The organism is Clostridium sp. (assembly GCF_040797585.1).
Classification (GTDB): Bacteria; Bacillota; Clostridia; order Clostridiales; family Clostridiaceae; genus Clostridium_Z.
Map to the genome: position 1 here is coordinate 1 of NZ_JBFNEO010000242.1, position 4,035 is coordinate 4,035.

5 protein-coding genes are annotated in these 4,035 nt (G+C 29.4%); 1 reads left to right on the forward strand and 4 read right to left on the reverse strand.

The window, feature by feature from the left end; genetic code table 11:
• A partial coding sequence (locus tag AB2369_RS12130) for an LIM domain-containing protein (protein ID WP_367666739.1) occupies positions 1–105 on the forward strand: 105 nt, incomplete at its 5' end.
• Between the two features lie 124 nt (positions 106–229).
• Here AB2369_RS12130 and AB2369_RS12135 read toward each other — a convergent pair.
• The 4 genes from AB2369_RS12135 to AB2369_RS12150 form a co-directional block, all read right to left on the reverse strand.
• Positions 230–1,330 (reverse strand): ABC transporter permease, encoded by a 1,101-nt coding sequence (locus tag AB2369_RS12135; RefSeq protein WP_367666735.1) that lies wholly within the window; start codon positions 1,328–1,330, stop codon positions 230–232.
• 39 nt (positions 1,331–1,369) lie between these two features.
• Positions 1,370–2,185: a homocysteine S-methyltransferase family protein gene (locus AB2369_RS12140; protein ID WP_367666736.1), complete on the reverse strand. Its 816-nt coding sequence runs from the start codon at positions 2,183–2,185 to the stop codon at positions 1,370–1,372.
• Between the two features lie 106 nt (positions 2,186–2,291).
• Positions 2,292–2,966 carry an ABC transporter ATP-binding protein gene (locus AB2369_RS12145; protein WP_367666737.1) on the reverse strand — a complete coding sequence of 225 codons (675 nt, stop codon included), beginning with the start codon at positions 2,964–2,966 and terminating at the stop codon, positions 2,292–2,294.
• 21 nt (positions 2,967–2,987) lie between these two features.
• A partial coding sequence (locus AB2369_RS12150) for an ABC transporter permease (protein ID WP_367666738.1) occupies positions 2,988–4,035 on the reverse strand: 1,048 nt, incomplete at its 5' end.

The window sequence follows — 4,035 nt, forward strand, 5'->3', positions numbered from 1 at the left end:
TTCTTATGTGAAGTGTGTGGAAAAGAGCTATCCCCTAATAACTTAATCAGTGCCAATAAAGGTAAAACTATTATCTGTAAGCCCTGTTTTAAAAAACTCTTTTGATTTAGTTAATTTATATTTTTTATCTATTAATAATATATTAATAGATAAAAATAAGGATTTAGTGACATCACTAAATCCTTATTTTTATTCTAATTTTAACTCATTATTTATCCATTTTTTCATACTACTGGTTTTTTATAAGCTCCGATGGCTTTAATTTTATTATTTTCATAAGAATAGGTATGGATACTATGAATATAAAAATTATTCCAGCTATATTAATAACACTTATATAATCCATGGTAAATGGACTTTTTCTCCCATGACCATTTTCCACATATATATAAGTTAATGCTACAAATGAAGATAGAAGATATATAGAAAGTATCTGTCCAAGCATATAGGTATATATACTAATTTTCTTTGCTCCACAAGCTATTTTTATACCTATATCCCTCTTACTTTTATTTATTATAAGTATTAAAAGACTTATAAACACTCCTAGAGAGAATATAAACATTCCAATGCTATACATGGCAATATTAAAAGTTTGTTTCTCTACATATTCTTTACCACTTCTATGTTCTTCCTCCAAATCTGTAAAATTGATAGTGCCATGTTCTCCTAATATCTTTGCTACTTCCTTCTTTGTCTTACTATATCCATCCTTAGAATAAACAAGACAAGTATTTGTAATTTTAAGGGTATCATCATCTAAGATTACTATAGAATTATCAAGATTTGATCCATACTCATCAAAGGTACTATGGTTCTTATCCAAGAATCCTATTACTTCTATTTCTTCCCCTACTCTATTATGCTTTATTTTATCTCCTATATTATATTTATCCTTTAACCTATATCCTACTAGTGCCTGTGGCTTATCTTTATTAAATTCCTTCCTCCCTTCTAGTGTATTAAACTGAAATACATTTACTATATTTGAATCTACTACTATATAATCTATTACATAATCATTTTCTATATCATTTTCTAACTCATTAAATCCAACTATCTCATATTTACTTTTAGCCTTAAGCTCCTCTGAAATATTAAATCTAAGGGGACTAACTCCATCTAAGATGTTAGAAAAGTTAAATCTCACAAAATACATATTATTTATCTCTTTAAAACTGTTACCTTCACTCTCAACACTTCTATAAGCTTTCCAAGTAATTATTCCATCATATGCATTATACATGCTAAGGGAGAGTTGTATAAAAAGCAAAGCATATATGACCTTTCTCTTTAAAAGGGCTTTAATTATATCCTTAAACCAATTCATATTACCTACCTCCACTTTGATTTAATTAAGTTAAATAGCTTAAGATAAATTTTTTAATGCCTCTATGTATTCTGGAGTTGTGCCACAGCATCCCCCAATTATGGTTGCTCCTTCTTTTATTAATTTCTCCATATGATGTCTAAATTCCTTAGTAGTATAATTGTATGTAAGATTTCCTTTCTCTAGGGTTGGAAGTCCTAAATTAGGCTTTGCAATAATATCTTTATTCCAGAACTTTTTTATTCTTCTTATAAACTCTTTAGCTTCCCTTGCTCCCTTAGAGCAATTCATCCCTAAAGCCTGTACCTCCTCTTCTTTAATATATTTTTCTAAATCCTCTATATACCCCCCAGAGTAAAGTTTACCATTCTCATCAAATGTGTAACTTATCCATAAAGGCTTATCTATACCTTTAAATACTTCTAAGGCTATAAGGCTTTCCTCTAAGATATATTGAGTTTCTATAAATACATAATCTATATCTTCGTTATTTTCAATAAGGGACCTAATTAAGCTATAGCTCTCTCTTATGTCATTTCTACAAAAATCTTTAACTCCTAAGGGGCCTATATCATAGGCTATTTTACCCTTCCCTTCCTTTTTAATAGCCTCCTTAGCACAATCTATGGTAGCATCTATAAGATTCTTAAGGTCTTTTTTATTTCTTATAACATAAGGATTTAATCTAAAACTGTTAGTGGTTATAACCTGACTACCTTTCTTTAAATATTCTCTATGAATATTTACTAATAGTTCTCTCTTCTCCATTGCCATATAAGGTATTCTTTCATAATCTACTCCTAGGGCTTTCCCATATGTTCCCATAGCCCCATCTAATACAATTAAGTTCTTCATATTTACCTCCATGGTTAAAATCTATATAACATTTACTTTATAATATATATTTTATAATATAAGGATTTAGTATTAATACCCTATGTTAATACTAAATCCTTTAAATTTATAATTTATCCTCTTTTAACTCTCCATCTATTATGGTAAAATGTCTCTTGCAGTGAGATGCAACTTTAGGGTCATGGGTTACTATTATTATGGTTTTACCTTCATTATTCAGCTCTTTAAGTATGTCCATTATTTCCTTTCCCGTAGCTTGATCTAAGGCTCCTGTAGGTTCATCAGCAAGTATTATATCTCCATCACTTACTAAAGCCCTGGCTATAGCAACCCTTTGTCTTTGTCCCCCTGACAATCTAACCACCTTAGAATGTACTTTGTCCAAAATATTTAGTCTCTCAAGGGATTTTATTACTATATCTTTTCTATCCTTATTTTTTACTCCCCTATATCTAAGTGGAATCTCCACATTTTCATATACATTGTACTCTTCTATAAGATTATACTCTTGAAATATAAAAGAAATAGTCTTATTTCTTACTTCAGCCATCTCATCTGTGGATTTTCCCTCAATTAATCTTCCATTTATATAAAGTTCTCCCCTAGTCTGAGTATCCATAAGTCCAATAATATTTAATAGGGTTGACTTTCCAGATCCTGATGGTCCCATTATGCTTATCATGTCCCCACTATTCACATTAAAATTAACATTGTCTAAAGCCTTAACTAGGCTGTCCCCATCTACATAAACCTTCATCACATTTTCTAATTTTAAAACCATTACTTATCCCCCCTTTCCATACTACTGATTTTTTATAAGCTCTGGTGGCTTTAGTTTTATTATTTTCATAAGAATAGGTATGGATACTATAAATATGAAAATCATTCCTGCACCATTGATAATACTTATATAATCCATGGTAAATGGATTTATTCTCCCTGGTCCATTTTCTATATATATATAGGTTAATGCTATAAAGGAAGAGATAAAATATATAAGAAGTATCTGTCCAATCATATAGGTATATATAATGATTTTCTTTGCTCCACAGGCTATCTTTATTCCTATATCTCTCTTACTTTTATTTATTATAAGTATTAAAAGGCTTATAAACACTCCTAAGGAGAACATAAACATTCCAATACTATACATGGCAATATTAAAAGCTTCTTTCTCTCTCTCTTCTTTTTGAACTGTATATGTTTCTTCAGAATCTGTAAAATTAATACTACCATAGGGAGCTAATATTTTAGCTATTTCCTTTTTAGTCTTACTATACCCATCCTTAGAATAAACAAGACATCTATTTGTAGGCTTCGGTGTATTATCATCTAAAATTACTATAGAGTTATCGATTTCTACTCCATGTTCATCAAAGCTACCATGATTTTTATCTAAGAATCCTATTACTTCTATTTCTTCACCTACTCTATTATGCTTTATTTTATCCCCTATATTATATTTATCCTTTAACCTATATCCTACTAGTGCCTGTGGCTTATCTTTATTAAAGTCCTTACTTCCTTCTAGCGTATTAAACTTAAATACATTTAATATATTTGAATCCACTACTATATAATTTATTTCATTCTCATTTGATGTATAACTTTCTAACTCATCAAATCCCACTATTTCATATTTACTTTTATTCTTAAGTTCTGCTGAAATACTAAAATCAACTTTATTCACTCCATATAAAGTATCAGAAAGACTAACACTAACAAAATAAGTGTTATTTCCTTCTTTAAAGCTTTCAGTTTTTCCCTCAATACGTTTATAACTTTTCCACTGAACTATTCCATCATATGCATTATACATGCTAAGGGAGAGTTGTATAAAAAGCAAAGCA